Source organism: Spirulina subsalsa CS-330, assembly GCF_028330765.1.
Taxonomy (GTDB): Bacteria; Cyanobacteriota; Cyanobacteriia; order Cyanobacteriales; family Spirulinaceae; genus Spirulina; species Spirulina subsalsa_A.
Map to the genome: position 1 here is coordinate 1 of NZ_JAQMTY010000159.1, position 15,846 is coordinate 15,846.

Genomic DNA, 15,846 nt, shown 5'->3' on the forward strand with positions numbered 1-15,846 from the left:
AATTAAGACATGAATTGATGAATATTATAGTTGATCATCAAAGCCAATGAGGTGGCAATCAAGCCATAATTAGTATAAATTGTTTATTTTTATTATCTTGATCTCGAAAGATCGCATTTCACTACATATTTACCACTACCCCAACTGCGCGAAAGGGCTCAGAAACTCCTCAATGATGTGCCGTCTGAGTTGCTACCTGATGTCATCAAAAGCCTAGAGTCGTTTTGTAACTACACCGAATCACCCCAGCCCAATGCCGACGAATGAGACATGATCAAAACGGTCAATCGCCGTTTTTCACGTCCAGAGCAAGCACGGATTGATGAGCTAAGAGGCAAGAATGAACGGGGTGAACTGACAGAAATTGAACATCAAGAACTATTAGTGTATGTTGAACGGGCTGAAGAGATGGACGTTATTCGACTTGAAGCGATGATGAAGTTGGCAGAACTGCGGGCCGTGACCCTAGAAAACATTATGGTGGAGTTTCCCGCAAATCTTGACCAGAACAATGACGCAGCGTAAGCGACTGTCACGTTCTATCCGTAAATTAATCGCTCTACTCCCTCCGTTGAAGCGTCATCTACGTTTCTCAGTCACTCTACCCAGCTTACGAAATATCAAGGGTTTCAGCCGAATATTGCCATGTTTGTAGATGCTGATCAAGTTGTTTACATTTCTTGATATAGAAAGGTACATATTGTTGAAGTTTTTCAAAGGTTATCTAAAGTCAGTTAATCCGACCATTATAATTAGTTCGTGATTACTATTCCTTTGTCCACGTTATAGAGCTTATCTCTACCGATTTTGTCTAATGCTTAGGTCGGATTAAGGGAAGACTCGATCAGTCCAAAGATACGACTCACTTGTTTTGTTTCTACTGTAATTCTCTTAATTGTTGTATGGAGATTGTCTTGACATGAGTAGCAATGTATATCAGTTATTCCAGGAAATTGAAACTAAGGGTCATATTCTATCAAACTGCTGGCAGAGTTTTTATGATGAAATTATCCAGCATTTACCAGCAAGCTACCATCCTGAGATGGAGGAGCTTTCCACAAAGTTAGAGAGTGCGTTAGCACAGCTTATTGACGACCTCCATAATCCGACTTTGACGCTGGCAACGACGGGAACGACCAGCAGCGGCAAAAGTACGTTAGTTAATTTTTTGTGTGGGGCGGAGATTGTCCCTGTGGCAACCAGTGAGATGAGTGCTGGGGTAGTTACCATTGAGTACAGTCAGGATAAAGCGTTAACTATTTCTAAAACAGAGGGCGCTACCTGGGAATGTGGATATTGGGCACAGATTAGCGATCAAGAAATCTATCAGCGGTTAGAAGATGCGATGCTCTCTTACATCAATAACCGTGAATCTTCTCCCAATGTAGCCTGTCCTAATGCGCTGATTCGATATCCTTTCCGCTTTGTGAGGGATTTGGGTTTAGAGTTGCCACACGGAACGAAGGTTAAGGTTCTGGACTTGCCGGGTTTAGCCCATGTGGGAGATGAAGGTAATGCAGAAGTTATTCGCCAATGTCGTGAAGCACTCTGTTTGGTAACGTATAACAGTGCTGAGACGGATAAAAATAAAACGATTAACCTACTTCAAGAGGTTGTGCAGCAAGTTAAGGCTTTGCGGGGTTCACCAGAAAGGATGTTGTTTATTCTTAATCGAATTGATGTATTCAGATCCGATAGAAGTTGGCCATCAAGTGAAGAACGCTTTGTTGAAAAAACTGTTAAGAGTATTAAGGATGAGCTTACCGAGCAGCTTCAAGAATATAAAAGTGCTATTGAAAGTTTAAAAATCACAAAATTGAGTAGTTGGGCTGCCCTTTTATCAATTCAGATCAAGGATAAAGATACGGTTGCTAGTGTGGCAGCATCCAGAAAAATAGATATAAATTTTAATTCTTTAATTGAAGAAGTATTACAAGATTTGCCAAGAAAACATGAAAGTTGGTCAGATCATGATCGCAGCCGTGTAGCAGAGTCTTTGCAAGAAAGATCTTATGCCAAAAATTTTGAAAAAGTTTTGAAGGAACACATTAATAATAATTTTCCTCAACTAGTTATTCCTCAAATCATCGAGCGATTCTATGTACAAGCAGGAAATTCAATGGTGGAATGGTCTGTCCAAACCACAAATGCAATCTTGAATAGTTCGCAAGCAAAATATGATCTTGAGTGCGAAAAAATATCTGATGTCCGAAACTCGTTAAGAGAATTTCTTGATCAAAGTGATCGGCAACTAAGATCTCCGTTTGAAAAAATCAGTGAAATTATTAGTACAAAAAAAAACGAAGATCTTATTCTTGCTCTAGAAAGCATTATAAAATCAGAACTACAAGAGGTTGAGCCTTACAGCTTGATCAAAGATAGTTTATATCCTATTTATGGTTGGCGGCGAGATATTGGACAAGGGATTAATCAAGTGCTAGAAGCAGTCGCCAATTCCTTAACCAAGGGAAGAGTGAATTTGGATGGCGTAGTATTTCATAAAGCTAAACCTCAAAGTATCCAGCAATTAAGTAATTTCTTAGAGATGCTCATTGATTTAGGCTATACCGGAAAGGTTGCTAAAGAAGGACAAAAACGTATAGCAAAGACGGGAAGCGAAAAAAAAGAGCTTGAGTCACTGAATAAAAAGTTAAATGCTCTAGCACTACAGTTGAGCATTGTAATGGGAGAAATTTTAAGTGCAATTTGTAATGAGTCAGGAGATCGAATTTATGATTCCATCCATGAACTATTCAAGTTTCATTTAGGACTTCTCGAAAAAGGCTCAAGTGAAATTGCCCCTTCCTTGAGTATTAAATTCCCGGAATCCCAGTTAAGTAAGATAGATCAGTGTCCTCAATTTACTATTGAAATGAAAGCTGGTTTTGCAACAGAGCAAGGTACTTGGCAAGAAGAAATAGAAACAAAATATAAAGTTAGACCTTTTTATTTTTTGTTTCTATTGGAGCAAACAAAAACCAAAAAAGAATACAAGGAAAGAACGAGTTTGAATGCTGATATTCCCAAGGTCGAGATACTCTTAGAAGGTTGGGTTTCTCAAGCCCAAGCGGCGGAAGCTAAGATTGCCAGTGAAATATTAGATTGGTTCATTGCACAAATCAACTTTCTGAAGAAAAATGTTAGTGTTGTTCAAGATGAAGTGGTTGATCGCTATCAATCTAGGCTTGATCAAGCTAACCAAAACATTGCTATTAATTATGAGAAGCAAAAAAATATCTGGGAGCCAATTCACCACAAAGCATTAAATCTTGAGAAAAAATTTTCAACATTAAGATCAATGTAAGGAGAATTAAATTGTGATAAATAAGCTACATAATACGCACAAAGAAGTATTAAGTTTTTTGATGCAAGATACAAAAATAATTAATGTCAAGCAAGGTTTTTTTTATCATGTAATACTTGAACTTTTTGAAGAAGATTCGACATTTTCAGAAAGTAAAATTGAAGTTAAAACAGGATATGTGTGTGAGCATGCTGGCATTGAAAAAGATACATCAATTAATCAAGACTATAAGAAAGCACTAGAGATCATCGAAAGTGATGAAGAGTCTTTAGCAAATGAAGAACCTTTAGCAAAAAAGCTATTTAAAAAACTAAAAACTCAGGTACATGAAAACATCCAAGGTAAAATACCGGGGGATAATGATTCAATACAAGAGCAAGAAAAAATGAAGTTAATTATTATTGTTGCCTGCACTTTAGTAGGACTCTATTTTTGTCTCTACTACATTCAAAAAAAGAAAAGAAGATCTTTTGAGCCACATGGTTTTCAGCCTTCAGTAGTTACACCTACTCAAATATTCCGTCCGATATCTGTTAAGTTATATCTTATTGTTCCTGCACATGAAACTATACGATTTTCTTCTGGGACAAAAATTGAGGCCGCTAAATTAAAGCAACTGATTGATGCTTCTTCATATTTTTTTTGCAACACAATCATTGATAACAATAAGTTATCACTAGAAACTCCTAGCGGGCCAATTGCTGAAAACAGCTATAGGGAGATGTATATCAAAATTGATATTACCGATGGAAAAGACATGATTGGTGCAAAAACTAGATACTCTCTAAAAGAAAATCTGAAAGATACCGCTCGATGTATCATTGAAGAAATTGCTTATCTCAAAAGTTTGTCCGGATTAGAAAATTTTGTTCGTGTTTAGGATTGAATATTATGGACTGGAAAGCTGCTTCTGCTTATTATGAATCTCGCCTGAGCGACATCTTGAATGTTGAGCGATACGCCATGAGCCTCGCTGAACTGCCGCAAGCAGAGATTCCAGAACCCCTCAAGAAAATCCTTGAACAAGAAGTTATTCCCACTCGTCGCCAACTTGAACGGTTGAAAAAACGGGAATTTCGGATCGCCGTTGTTGGACTCGAAAAAGCTGGGAAAAGCACCTTTCTAAATGCGTGGCTAGACTGTGATCTACTCCCAGCAAAACCCGCACGATGCACCTTTACAACCACACAAATTTACTCAGTCGTTAATGATAGTGAACAACGCCTAGAAGTTCAGGTAAAAACAGAAGAACAGTTTAATCACCTACAATCAGAACTCAAAACCGCAAATGCTCAGGAGGACTTGAACACAATCCACCAAAATCAACAAACACTCAATGAAGTAAGACAGAATGGACATTTAAATTTTCCTTTTACCCGTCTTGAAGATATTAAAAACCACCTGAATAAATATGTCGCTGATGAACGATATGCTCACGCCGTCTTAGAAGCAAGACTCTACACCAATAAACTGGCCCAAGCCGAAGGTATTGTTTTTTATGATGTGCCAGGCTTAGACTCTGGTTTAGCCAAGCACGTTGATGAAGCGCAACAAATGCTCTCAGACTGTGATGCAGTTATCCTGGTTCAACGCTTTACCAGTTTGAGAGAGAAAGAATTATCGATCATTAAATTTACAGAACAAGGTGATAAAAACGTTACAGTAGCCGACAAATTGTTTGTCTTCCTAAGTCGGATTGATGCTTTAGCCTCACCCGAAGCACTTCAACAACACCTCACAGAAGCTGCTGAAGATTGGTCAAAAAGAGCAAGCTTACCCAAAGAGCGAATTATTTCCGGTTCAGCCGGAGCTTATCTGATCTTAAATGGTCTTGCAGAACATCAAACTCAACTAGAAATCGGCAATGTTGATGTTATCGAGTCCCAATTAAAACGATTAATGCAAATAGAAGACCCTCAGGCATTAATTGAGCAAGGCACAGGCATTCCAACGATCAAAAGTAAAATCTTTCAATATATCAATACCGAACGTGTTGATGTATTAAGAAAAAGATGTGAAGCTTTTATCTCCACAATCCTTGATACGGCGGGCGAGATTTACGATCTCACCCGAAAAAAATACCCTGAAAATCCTGAAGAAGCCAAGCGAACTGAAGAAGAACGGCGGAGAGTTTTATTTTCAGAATGGTGGGATGCTAAATGGGAGCAAATCAAAGCAGATCTTCAACAATTTTATGATACTTCTGTCGCGGCAACAAATCAGTCATCAACAAAGCCTGCTAGTGTAGAGAAATTTCGAGAGCGTTATGCTCAAGTTGTAGAGCAAGCAATTCAAGATCTTCACGCTGAAGCATTACACAAGCGAGATATTATTTTTGCGGCAAACTCTAATCCAGTCTTTGATCGCACCAATGCAAATTTCAGATGGCGGGAGAGCTTGTATATTGATGTCATTAAAACATTAGATCTAATCTCTCACCAGCTTGCTACCGAGTTACAAGAACAAGCATTTTTGATTATTGACTACATGACTGATTTGCTATGGGGTAGTCCCTTGGTAAGAGATCGACTAATTTCAGATAAAAAAGTTTATTTTAGTCTTTTGGAAAATAGCCTCAGAGTACTTTTCTTGCGGTTTACTCGTCCTGTTGCAGAGGCTTTAATTCGCGGGCCGTTGGGTAGTGATACAAGACAAGAAATTTTCCAAAACTTAGGTGTTGATATTGAAATTGTTGACAACTACTACTCTGGAGATGAACCAGCTTATCAAAGACTTAAAAATTATGCAAAGTATGGAGTAGATCTCCTGGTTAACTCTGAAACTCGCAAAAGAGTTTTAGGGAGTCCGACAGTTTCTGAAGATTTATCCGTAAAAATGCCAAATCAAGATGCAACTCCTCAGGAAATAGTGAGTTTTGAGGTTGAGAGCGATATTATGGCTTTTGCAGAATATTTAAGGCGGGCTATTTTTGACGCGGCTGGCTTTGAGTCCTACTGTACACAAGAGTTTAAATCTTTAGTGGATCGTTTTCGGGATCAAAAAGGAACTTGGAGCGGTGCAGTGCAAAATGAATGGTATCGCGGGAATGCAAGCCTTTTATCCGATCTACCGAGCAACTTACAACCACAAGAAATGAACTTAGAAGTAAGTGAAAGGTTACGTCAGCTAGGTAGTGCGTTACGAGACTTTAAAAATTGGAGTGAAAGTAGCACATCAAGCTAATAAAACATTTAAACTTCCCCAGGGAATCGAGTGGCCGGTTAGAGAATTCACTGTGTACTGAGCTTCCGCACTATTTTGTCACGTTATCAAGGGCACGATCGCCCCAAACTCATCCTTCTTAACCCTGCAAATATGTCCCCATGACTGACCCTAATGCGCCGCTGCGTAGTGTTCATACGAGTAACTTTCCTGACTTGCTGAATCAGTTGGGGGTTTCCTTGGTGGTGTCTACCTATCAGGCGGGGAAAGTGATTGTGATGCGGGCCGATGGGAATACGATTAATACTCATTTTCGGGTGTTTCCCAAACCCATGGGGTTAACAGCGGATCATGAACGGATGGCGATCGGGTCAACGTTGCAGATTTTTGAACTGCGGAATGTGCCCGCCGTTGCGGCGAAAATTGATCCGCCGGATAAACATGATGCTTGTTATCTGCCTCGCAAAACCCACATCACGGGGGATATTGATATTCATGAAATGGCCTATGCGGGGTCGGAATTGTGGTTTGTGAATACGCGATTTTCCTGCCTTTGTACCCTCGAAGATCCCACCTGTTCCTTTGTGCCGCGTTGGCGACCGCCGTTTATTTCGGCCTATGATTTGAGCGATCGCTGTCACCTCAACGGCCTCGCCGTCGTTGATGATCAACCCCGCTACATCACCGCCCTCGGAGCCACCGATACCCCTGCCGGATGGCGCAAAAACAAAGCCAGTGGCGGCATTTTGATGGATGTGCCCAGTAATGAATTTGTCACCCAAGGGCTATCGATGCCCCACTCGCCCCGCTGGTATGACGGCAAACTCTGGGTCTTGGAATCCGGGAAAGGCTCCCTCGCTCAGGTTGATCCAGCAACGGGAGCGGTGGAGACGGTGACGGTGATGCCGGGGTTTACGCGGGGCTTGGATTTTTGGCATCGGGTGGCGTTTGTGGGGCTGTCTCAGGTGCGGGAAACGGCGGTGTTTAGTGGGTTGCCGATTACGGAGCAGGGCGATCGCAATTGTGGCGTGTGGGCGGTGCATCTCGACACGGGGCAGATTCTCGCCTTTTTGCGGTTTGAGGCGGCGGTACAGGAAATTTTTTCGGTGCAGGTGTTGCCGGGGATTCGCTTCCCGGAGTTGATTGATTGGGATGAAACCTTGTTGGGGTCGTCCTATGTGTTGCCCGATGCGGCGGTGCAGGAGGTGGCGCAAGGCCCCTTGGAGTTTGACCACGATGAGCAGGCGGACTTTCTCTTTCGGTCGGGTAACGATCGCTACACCCAAGGCAACTTCACCGAAGCGATGCAGAATTATCAGCAGTGCCTCGAACTGAAACCGGATTTTCCCCTCGCTCGCTATAACCTGGGGGTGATCTATCGGCAGATGGAACGCTGGGAGGAGGCGGAAACGGAGTTTAAACAGGTGGTGGCCACCGATCCGAAGAATGCGGCGGTGTATAACAATTTGGGGATTGTGGCACAGCATCAAGGCCGCTATCAGGATGCGGTGCGGGATTATGAACGAGCGATCGCCCTCCAACCCGACTTTGCGACGGCCCATTTTAACTACGGCATGTTGCTGCTCAGTTTAGGCGACCTGAAGCGCGGCTTCGCTGCATCGGAATGGCGGTGGCAAACGGAGGAATTCACCCCCTTTGATTGCCCTCATCCCCGCTGGCAAGGCGAAGACATTACCGGTAAAACCCTCCTCATTCACACCGAACAGGGCGCAGGCGACGCGATCCAGTTTTGTCGCTTTATTCCCCTCGCGGCGGCACGGTGTGCCCAAATTCTCCTCGTCTGTATGCCGGAACTGATGCCCCTGTTGCGTACCGTGCCGGGGATCACGAAGCTACTCCCCCCCGGTCAATTGTCCCTGAGTGATTTCCACACCTTTGTGCCGCTGATGAGCTTGCCCTACTGTCTCGGCACGACCCTAGCAACGCTCCCCGCAACTGTGCCCTATCTCGATGTGGAGCGATCGCCGACGATGCAACTTTTAGGCGAGGGGTTAAAGGTGGGGATTGTCTGGGGCGGCAGTCCCACCCATAAAAATGATCACCACCGTTCGACGCGCTTGGCGGCGTGGTTGCCGATTTTGACTGTGCCGGGGGTAACGTTTTTTTCGCTGCAAAAGGGCGATCGCGCCACAGAATTAACGCAACTCCCCGACGGGGTCAGGGTGCAGGATCTAGGGCCCCAGATTCGGGATTTTGGCGATACGGCGAATTTTTTAAAACAGTTAGATGTGGTGATTACGGTGGATACGTCGGTGGCGCATTTGGCGGGGGCGTTGGGGTTGAAGGTGTGGGTGTTGCTCTGTGCTGATCCGGATTGGCGGTGGTTGCGCGATCGCGAAGCCGACGGCCTCCCCAGTCGCCTTGATAGCCCGTGGTATCCCACCATGAACCTCTTTCGTCAAACGGAACTCGACCACTGGGAGCCAGTTATGACGGAAGTTCGCGCCCTCTTGCAGACCCAAGCGATCGCGCCGTAACCTGAAGCCATTCCCAGATCAAGAGTGAATCCATGACCCACGGCCCCGATCCCCAGACTCGCCATCCCCTACCCGGTCAAACGCGGCTCGTTTTTCTCAACACAGTGATTACCAATCCCAACATCCAGGTGGGCGACTACACCTATTACGATGACCCGGATGATCCGACAACGTTCGAGCGCAATGTGTTGTATCACTTCGACTTTATCGGCGATCGCTTAATCATCGGTAAATTTTGCGCGATCGCCTCCGGTGTCACCTTCATCATGAACGGCGGCAACCACGCCACCCAGGGCATCAGTACCTACCCCTTCGGCATTTTCGGCCAAGGGTGGGAAAGCGCGATGCCCACAGCATGGCCCCACAAGGGCGACACCCGGATCGGGCATGATGTCTGGATTGGCTATCAAGCGACAATCATGCCAGGGGTGACGGTGGGCCATGGGGCAATCGTCGGCACAAAATCCGTCGTCACCCACGATGTGGAACCCTATGCGATCGTCGCCGGCAACCCCGCCCGAAGAATCCGCAAACGCTTCACCGATGCAGAAATTGAAACCCTGCTAGCGGTGGCCTGGTGGGATTGGCCCATTGAAAAAATCACCGCCCATTTAGCGGTGATTGGCGGCGGTGATGTGGATGCGATCGCAGCCATCAAACCCTAGCTCCCTCATCCCCGGCCCTTCTCCCGCCAGGAGAAGGGAGAAGAAAAGCCCTCTCCCGTGGGAGAGGGTTGGGTGAGGGCAATCTCGTCTAATACTGCGGCACAGAGGAATCCACCTCTTGGCTCCAAGCGGTAATGCCGCCCACAACATTCGTGCCATCAATCCCGTGCTCTTGCAAAATCCGAATGGCAGTCGCCGATCGCCCCCCCATCTTGCAATGGGCGATCAAACGATGGCCATTGAGCACTTCTTTCACTTTTTCCACTCCCGGCCCCTGTTCAATATCCGGCAAGGGAATCAACACAGCACCGGGAATCTGAGCAATTTCATACTCATTTGGGTTCCGCACATCAATCAGCACGTAATCCTGAGCATCACTATCGAGCAATGCCTTGAGTTCAGTCACGGTCATTTCTTGCATCGCTGCTTTTTCCTGTTCTGCTTCAGCTTGGGCTTGGGGAATGCCGCAAAACTGTTCGTAATCGATCAGTTTTTCAATCACTGGGCGTACCGGATTAGGGCGCAGCTTGAGTTCTCGGAAGGACATTTCTAAGGCATTGTAAAGCAAGAGCCGTCCACTCAACGTTGTATTTGAACCAAGAATGATCTTAATCGCCTCGGTGGCTTGAATCACCCCGATAATTCCCGGCAGCACACCCAACACCCCACCCTCAGCACAGGAGGGAACCATACCCGGCGGCGGCGGTTCGGGATAAAGGTCGCGGTAGTTCGGCCCGCCTTCGTAGTTAAAGACCGTGGCTTGACCTTCAAACCGGAAGATTGAGCCGTAGACGTTGGGCTTATCCAAGAGCACGCAAGCATCGTTGGTTAAATAGCGGGTCGGAAAATTATCCGTACCGTCAATCACCACATCGTAGGGGCGGAAAATTTCGAGGGCATTTTCCGAGCTGAGGCGGGTGTTGTAGAGATCCACCTGACAGGTGGGGTTAATTTCGAGGATGCGGTGTTTGGCAGATTCAATTTTCGGCTTCCCGACCCAGGATGTGCCGTGGATGACTTGGCGTTGGAGGTTGGAATGATCCACCACGTCAAAGTCTACGATGCCGATCCGGCCAATCCCGGCGGCGGCGAGATAGAGGAGCAGGGGTGATCCTAGCCCACCGGTTCCAATACAGAGAACGCTAGCGGCTTTGAGGCGTTTTTGTCCTTCAAGGCCAACTTCGGGCAGGATGATGTGCCGGGCGTAGCGTTCGTAGTCGTCTTTACTGAGTTGGATTTCATCCAAGTTGGGATTTAACATAGTCGATTATGTTTAGGGTCTTGTGGTTCAAAAACCCGTTTTCTATAGAGTCTAGCGAGTCAGAAGTATCATTCTAGACTGAATTGCTCAGGGGGATGCTGAAACTGCAAGCGATATTTACATTCTGTCGAAGGGGGACGGGGGCGCGTGGGTTGAGGGGAGCGATCGCACTCCCTCGGCCAGAGCGATCGCTCCCTCTAGACTCAACCCTAGAGTTGATATAACCCTCCCACCTGTTCCGCGTAGCCGTTATACAAAAGCGTCTCTTTCATCTCCCAATCCAGCGTCGCCCCCGGCCCGATGAATCGCTCCGTGGCTTGAGACCAACGGGGATGGGGCTTTTCCGGGTTGACATTAGCCTCAAAGCCGTATTCATTGGGCATCAGGCTATTCCAATAGGTGGCGGGTTGCTCGGCGAGAAACTCGATTTTGACAATGGATTTTGCCCCTTTAAAGCCATATTTCCAGGGCAGCACCGCCCGAATCGGCGCACCATGCTGTTTCGGCAGTTCTTTCCCGTAAATCCCCACCGCGAAAAAAGCCAAATCATTGGCCATCTCTTCAATGCGTAACCCCTCTTCATAGGGCCAGGGCAGTGATCCGAAATGGAAACCCGGCCCCGGAGTAATGGTTTCATCGTAAAACGAGGTGAATCGGACAAACTTCGCCTCGGCGGTGGGTTCGACGGCTTCGATAATTTTACGCATCGGGAAACCCACCCAGGGCAGCACCATCGACCAGGCTTCGACACAGCGGAAGCGGTAGATCCGTTCTTCGAGGTCGAAGGTGTTGCGCAGATCGTCGAGGTCGTAGGTGCGGGGATTTTTGACCCGGCCGCCGACTTCGAGCGTCCACGGATCAGTGGGGAGGGCTTGGGCGGATTTCCAGATCGATTTAGTGCCGCCGAATTCGTAGAAGTTGTTGTATTGACTGGCGAGGTTTTGGGTGGTGAGGGGGCGATCGCCCTCCCGAAACTCTGGATTTTTGCGAATTGGGCCCAGGGCTGGGAGTTGAAAGGTTTGTTCGAGTTCACTGCCGGGGCCAGTCTGGGCAGATTTACAGCCGGTCAAGGGCAGAATGGAGGCACTTACCCCAAGACCTAACAGAGTTTTGAGCATCCGACGGCGGGTAAAATACGCCGATTCGGTGGTGACTTGGTGTTCGCGGAGTTGCCATGCGGGCGGATGGATAAAAAAAGACATCAGCGTTGGGGTCGGGACGATCAGTGAACTTCAGGACAGCATCACCGGGGGCGATCGCTGTCCGGCTGTCTTCCCAATTTTAACGATGGATGGTCAACTGGATATCGCAACCACCATGCCTTCACGAGCGAGGCTGAGATTCGGAAAGAGCGTTTGGAGTTTAGATTCGATGTGGTCGAGATAGTCGTCGTTATGGTCGGGGTTATGGAGCGACAGAATAATCTGTTTAACGCCGACATTCTTAGCAGTTTTGATGTTGTGGTGGAGGCGATCGCTACTCTCTAATGCCAACGGCACACCCGCCGAAGTGGCACGGGGAGCCGCTAGCATCAAAAGATCAGCATTGCGGGCAAACTCAAACAACGGAGAACTGGCACTTTCAAGGCAATCATCGGGACTCATCGCATAGACGATCGCCCTATCGTGAACCGTCGTGCGATACCCCACCGAACGATGATGATCATTGAGCAAACAACTCTCAATCACAATATCATCGCCAATGTGACACTTGTTGAGATCATTCAGGTCATGAAATTCCAGCTTGGACTGCATCACCTGGATCGGAACCGGAAAATTAGGCCCTAACATTTGCTTACTGAGACGCTGCTGAAATGTTGAGCCATTGGAGGCATTAGCCCCATAGATATGGAAGTGATTGATGGGAATAAACGCAGGCACAAAAAATGGAAAACCCTGGATGCGATCCCAATGGCAATGGGTGAAGAAGAGGTGTGCCTCAACGGGCATCCGGGACAAAAGACTATTGCCAAGAATTCGCAACCCCGTTCCTCCATCGAAAACCAGGCAATGGTCATCAATACGAAGTTCTACACAGGACGTATTACCACCGTACCGCACAGTATCTTCACCGGGAGTTGGGATCTGATCACGAACGCCCCAAAACTGCACATCAACGCTCACAGCAAGGCTCTCCTCCTGGACATCATGGGTACTCGGCATTGCGACATCTATGGCTGCTGGCTGGGAATAAACTCAAAACAATTAACAAGGGGAAACCCGGCACACAGGACTACACCACACAGTATAGCTCTCAGACTTCAAGGGAACTTGTCTCATGACGGTGGAACTTCGGAGATGAAGCACAAAAACTCCCTTGAATGTTAGTCAGTTGGCAATCCAATAATCAGGATAGCAGTGTGGGAATCTTCCCTTACTTTAACTCTACTCACACCCATTGGGGAGTCGGGATAGTTTTCCCTGAGCTTCCAATTATATTAGCGTGGAGATTAGGCAGGCCTTGTGAGTTATATCACAAGGCCTAACTTCATTTCGCTTCAGCCCCAGAGGGTGGCCTTGAAAACGATTATTTTGCCGCTTGAATACAACGCTCAACAAGGGTTAAGACTTCGCTCACACCTTTCCAGCCTAGGATTTCCGTTTCTTTCTTTTCGAGGTTTTTGTAGGTGCGGAAAAACTCGGCGATTTCATCGAGGCGGTGGGGGGCGATGTTTTCGAGGGACTGGACTTGGGCGCAGCGGGGGTCATCGTTGGGCACGCAAATCAGTTTTTCATCGCGATCGCCTCCATCGATCATCTCCAACATCCCAATCGGACGGACGGGAATCACGCAGCCGGGGAAGGTGGGTTGGTCGATCAAAACCATGCCATCGAGGGGGTCGCCATCATCGGCCAGGGTGTTGGGGATGAAGCCGTAGTCGTAGGGATAGTGAACCGAGGAGAAGAGTACCCGGTCAAGGGCGAAGGCGTTTAAGTCTTTGTCGAATTCATATTTGTTTTTGCTGCCCGCCGGGATTTCAATCAAAACGTTGAGAAGACCGGGTTTGGGCTGGGCTGGAATTCGCGCTAAATCCATGAAATTACTCCGAAAACACAGGGCGGTGATGTGCAGTTTAATAGGGTGCAAACGGCAGGGTTTGCATGAAGCATAATACCAGCAAGTGGCCCGGTGAGGGTGTTAGCGCGATCGCTCTGCCCAACTGACCCAAGTGTTGGCCGGTTCTGGCATGGGGACTGGGCGCGAAGCGTAGTTAGACCGGCTCAGGTCTAATCCCCTGGGCGATGCATAGGACGCAATCATAAATATCGGAATCGTGAGGGTCAAGATTGCGATCAATGTACCGAGGGTTTGACTCCACCTGTGACTAGGAGGCTCTGAAGCTTGAGCAGACGAACCGCTGGATTCCATACCGTTTTTAAAAAATTGAGATGCAATTTATAGGGTTTGTGATGAGCGTTGGGCGATCCAACCAGGGAAGCTTACGGCTCACACCCCAATTCTAGCGACCGTTCTTTAAGATAGTGTGATCAATGCAACGAATCGTTGAGTCGGCATCTCATTGTATGGGAATTTCTAATCTTAAGTGTGGCGATGATCACTGACAGGGGGACGGTTGAAGGGTGTGTGCATGTGATTGGCATCGGCCGGGCGGGGTGGTCGTCGTTGGCGATCGCTGAACAGAACTGTTTGCAGCAGGCCACGGTGGTGGTAGGGAGCGATCGCCAACTCCATAGCCTGCACCATCTGGCCGGGGACTTAGTGCCGATTACCCACCTGCAAGCAACGCTCACCGAGGCAAAAGCACGCTGGGAGCAGGGCGATCGCTTGGTGATCCTCGCGTCGGGTGATCCCCTCTGTTTTGGCTTGGGGCGGTTATTGCTGGCCTATTTCCCCGCCGCGGCCCTGGTGTTTCACCCCCATGTCAGTTCGATTCAGTTGGCGTTTAGTCGATTAAAGCTACCCTGGCAGGATGCGGCGATCGCCAGTGTCCACGGTCGCGAGCCGGAGGAGTTGATTCGCCTCCTGCGGCGCGGGGTGGAGAAGATCGCGGTGTTGACCGATGGGGTGCATCATCCGGGCGCGATCGCGACTCTCTATCAAGCCTTGGATTTACCCCAGATCTATCGATTCTGGGTCTGTGAAAATTTAGGCGGGGCCGATGAGCGAGTGTTTGAATTGGATGAGGCGATCGCGCCATCCCTCACCGCCGATCAATTTGCGCCGTTGAATGTGGTGGTGTTGGTGCGTCAAGAAGAAGCGCGATCGCTGCCTCCCCTGCCGATCATCGGGATTCCGGATCAGCATTTCCTCACTTTTCGCGATCGCCCCGGCCTGATGACCAAAGGCGAGATCCGCCTCGCCATTTTAGGAGCCTTAGCCCTGATGCCCGCTCAAGTGGTGTGGGATATTGGCGCGGGCACAGGGTCGGTGTCGGTGGAAATCGGGCGACTCTGTCCCACGTCTCAGGTGTTCGCCATCGAAAAAACCGCCATGGGGGTGAATTTAATCGAGCAAAACGCCCAACGCTTTCAGGTGCAGAATCTGAACGCGGTCAGTGGGGCGGCCCCGGAGGCCTTGAACCATTTACCCCGCCCGGATCGCGTTTTCATCGGGGGCAGTGGCGGCAATTTAGCGGCAATTCTCAGCCATTGTCAGGACGTGCTCGCTCCCGGTGGCCGTTTGGTGTTGGCGATGGCGACCCTTGAATCCATCCATACCGCCCTAGAGTGGTTGCGATCGCATGATTGGCCCTACGACCTAGCACAGTGGAATGTGGCGCGATCGCTCCCCATTGCCCAAAGCCATCGCCTCGCCCCCCTCAACCCCGTCACGATCATCACTGCCACCCCGCCGTTATCTTAAATGTGCAAAGAAAACTCCCACTATAAAGCGAGTCCGAGTAGAGTTACCGAAGGTAACGGCGGACGTGCCTTTTAGTGGCGAGATGAATTTGCACCAACAAACAAATCGAGCGACAGCGAGTCCTTTAATTGA

At 47.9% G+C, this 15,846-nt stretch carries 12 protein-coding genes; 7 read left to right on the forward strand and 5 right to left on the reverse strand.

Annotated elements, in window-relative coordinates; genetic code table 11:
- Positions 1–270: 270 nt before the first annotated feature.
- The 6 genes from PN477_RS10715 to PN477_RS10740 all read left to right on the forward strand — a co-directional run bounded on the left by PN477_RS10715 (position 271) and on the right by PN477_RS10740 (position 9,629).
- The gene (locus PN477_RS10715; protein WP_272147270.1) at positions 271–525 is read left to right on the forward strand and encodes a hypothetical protein; all 255 of its coding nucleotides are present in this window, start codon (positions 271–273) and stop codon (positions 523–525) included.
- 394 nt (positions 526–919) lie between these two features.
- Positions 920–3,304 (forward strand): dynamin family protein, encoded by a 2,385-nt coding sequence (locus PN477_RS10720; RefSeq protein WP_272147272.1) that lies wholly within the window; start codon positions 920–922, stop codon positions 3,302–3,304.
- 61 nt (positions 3,305–3,365) lie between these two features.
- Complete coding sequence (locus PN477_RS10725) at positions 3,366–4,184, forward strand: hypothetical protein (RefSeq protein ID WP_272115737.1); 819 nt, start codon at positions 3,366–3,368, stop codon at positions 4,182–4,184.
- 11 nt (positions 4,185–4,195) lie between these two features.
- A complete protein-coding gene (locus PN477_RS10730) occupies positions 4,196–6,487 on the forward strand; it encodes a dynamin family protein (protein WP_272115738.1) in 2,292 nt (763 codons plus the stop codon).
- 140 nt (positions 6,488–6,627) lie between these two features.
- Positions 6,628–8,964, forward strand: a complete 2,337-nt coding sequence (locus PN477_RS10735; RefSeq protein ID WP_272115740.1) for a TIGR03032 family protein — start codon at positions 6,628–6,630, stop codon at positions 8,962–8,964.
- A gap of 32 nt (positions 8,965–8,996) precedes the next feature.
- Entirely contained in the window at positions 8,997–9,629 is a 633-nt protein-coding gene (locus tag PN477_RS10740; RefSeq protein WP_272115741.1) for a CatB-related O-acetyltransferase, read from the forward strand.
- An 88-nt stretch (positions 9,630–9,717) separates the two neighbouring features.
- On the opposite strand, the gene moeB is transcribed toward PN477_RS10740, so the two are convergent.
- The 5 genes from moeB to PN477_RS20995 all read right to left on the reverse strand — a co-directional run bounded on the left by moeB (position 9,718) and on the right by PN477_RS20995 (position 14,259).
- Complete coding sequence (gene moeB / locus PN477_RS10745; protein ID WP_272115742.1) at positions 9,718–10,890, reverse strand: molybdopterin-synthase adenylyltransferase MoeB; 1,173 nt, start codon at positions 10,888–10,890, stop codon at positions 9,718–9,720.
- 209 nt (positions 10,891–11,099) lie between these two features.
- Positions 11,100–12,092, reverse strand: coding sequence for a protein-methionine-sulfoxide reductase catalytic subunit MsrP (msrP, locus tag PN477_RS10750; RefSeq protein ID WP_272115743.1), 993 nt, complete (start codon positions 12,090–12,092; stop codon positions 11,100–11,102).
- Positions 12,093–12,185: 93 nt separating this feature from the next.
- Positions 12,186–13,052 (reverse strand): MBL fold metallo-hydrolase, encoded by an 867-nt coding sequence (locus PN477_RS10755; RefSeq protein WP_272115744.1) that lies wholly within the window; start codon positions 13,050–13,052, stop codon positions 12,186–12,188.
- A gap of 364 nt (positions 13,053–13,416) precedes the next feature.
- Complete coding sequence (locus PN477_RS10760; protein ID WP_072622372.1) at positions 13,417–13,926, reverse strand: inorganic diphosphatase; 510 nt, start codon at positions 13,924–13,926, stop codon at positions 13,417–13,419.
- 102 nt (positions 13,927–14,028) lie between these two features.
- Complete coding sequence (locus tag PN477_RS20995; protein WP_465250281.1) at positions 14,029–14,259, reverse strand: TLTLP motif-containing protein; 231 nt, start codon at positions 14,257–14,259, stop codon at positions 14,029–14,031.
- Between the two features lie 183 nt (positions 14,260–14,442).
- Here PN477_RS20995 and cbiE point away from each other — a divergent pair, with 183 nt between their 5' ends.
- Complete coding sequence (cbiE, locus tag PN477_RS10770) at positions 14,443–15,714, forward strand: precorrin-6y C5,15-methyltransferase (decarboxylating) subunit CbiE (RefSeq protein WP_272115746.1); 1,272 nt, start codon at positions 14,443–14,445, stop codon at positions 15,712–15,714.
- The last annotated feature ends 132 nt before the right edge of the window (positions 15,715–15,846 follow it).

Excerpts from the sequence above, each read along its gene's own strand:
- PN477_RS10715 (WP_272147270.1), top strand. The coding sequence starts at position 271 with ATGATCAAAACGGTCAATCGCCGTTTTTCACGTCCAGAGCAAGCACGG.
- PN477_RS10720 (WP_272147272.1), top strand. The coding sequence starts at position 920 with ATGAGTAGCAATGTATATCAGTTATTCCAGGAAATTGAAACTAAGGGT.
- PN477_RS10725 (WP_272115737.1), top strand. The coding sequence starts at position 3,366 with ATGCAAGATACAAAAATAATTAATGTCAAGCAAGGTTTTTTTTATCAT.
- PN477_RS10730 (WP_272115738.1), top strand. The coding sequence starts at position 4,196 with ATGGACTGGAAAGCTGCTTCTGCTTATTATGAATCTCGCCTGAGCGAC.
- PN477_RS10735 (WP_272115740.1), top strand. The coding sequence starts at position 6,628 with ATGACTGACCCTAATGCGCCGCTGCGTAGTGTTCATACGAGTAACTTT.
- PN477_RS10740 (WP_272115741.1), top strand. The coding sequence starts at position 8,997 with ATGACCCACGGCCCCGATCCCCAGACTCGCCATCCCCTACCCGGTCAA.
- moeB (WP_272115742.1), bottom strand. The coding sequence starts at position 10,890 with ATGTTAAATCCCAACTTGGATGAAATCCAACTCAGTAAAGACGACTAC.
- msrP (WP_272115743.1), bottom strand. The coding sequence starts at position 12,092 with ATGTCTTTTTTTATCCATCCGCCCGCATGGCAACTCCGCGAACACCAA.
- PN477_RS10755 (WP_272115744.1), bottom strand. The coding sequence starts at position 13,052 with ATGCCGAGTACCCATGATGTCCAGGAGGAGAGCCTTGCTGTGAGCGTT.
- PN477_RS10760 (WP_072622372.1), bottom strand. The coding sequence starts at position 13,926 with ATGGATTTAGCGCGAATTCCAGCCCAGCCCAAACCCGGTCTTCTCAAC.
- PN477_RS20995 (WP_465250281.1), bottom strand. The coding sequence starts at position 14,259 with ATGGAATCCAGCGGTTCGTCTGCTCAAGCTTCAGAGCCTCCTAGTCAC.
- cbiE (WP_272115746.1), top strand. The coding sequence starts at position 14,443 with ATGATCACTGACAGGGGGACGGTTGAAGGGTGTGTGCATGTGATTGGC.